Below are 386 nucleotides of genomic sequence, written 5' to 3' on the forward strand. Positions count from 1 at the left end.
ATGACCGACCCCGACTGGCTGCCGATCCTCCAGCGCGCCGCCGCGATCGTCACCTACTATTTTTTCTTTCCCTTTCCCTCCTCCCTCTTTTTTCTCTCCCTTTTTCTTCCCTTTCTCTTTTTCCCTCTTTCTTCTCCCTCCTCCCTCTCCTCCTTTCCTCCCCTCCCCTTCTCCTTCCCCTCCTTCTTCTTCTCCCCTTTCTCTTTCCTCTCTTCCCCTTCCCCTCCTTCTTTTTTCTCTTCCCCTTCTTCCTTTCTCCTCTCTTTTCTTCTCCCTCTCCTTTTCCCTCCCCCCTCTTCCTTTTTCTCCCTCTCCCTCTCCTCTTAACTACTCCTCGACACCTTTCTTTTCCACCTCTCCTCTTAACTACTCCTCGACACCTTTCT

The 386-nt window shown here is 51.8% G+C and carries 1 protein-coding gene; it reads right to left on the bottom strand.

Features of this window, described 5'->3' with window-relative positions; all coding sequences use genetic code 11:
- Nucleotides 1-49: 49 nt before the first annotated feature.
- Nucleotides 50-386 (bottom strand): hypothetical protein (locus tag NR111_RS18290; RefSeq protein WP_256821636.1); only part of this gene is annotated, 337 nt, incomplete at its 5' end.

It is taken from the genome of Dietzia sp. Die43 (assembly GCF_024519835.1).
Lineage (GTDB): Bacteria > Actinomycetota > Actinomycetes > Mycobacteriales > Mycobacteriaceae > Dietzia > Dietzia kunjamensis.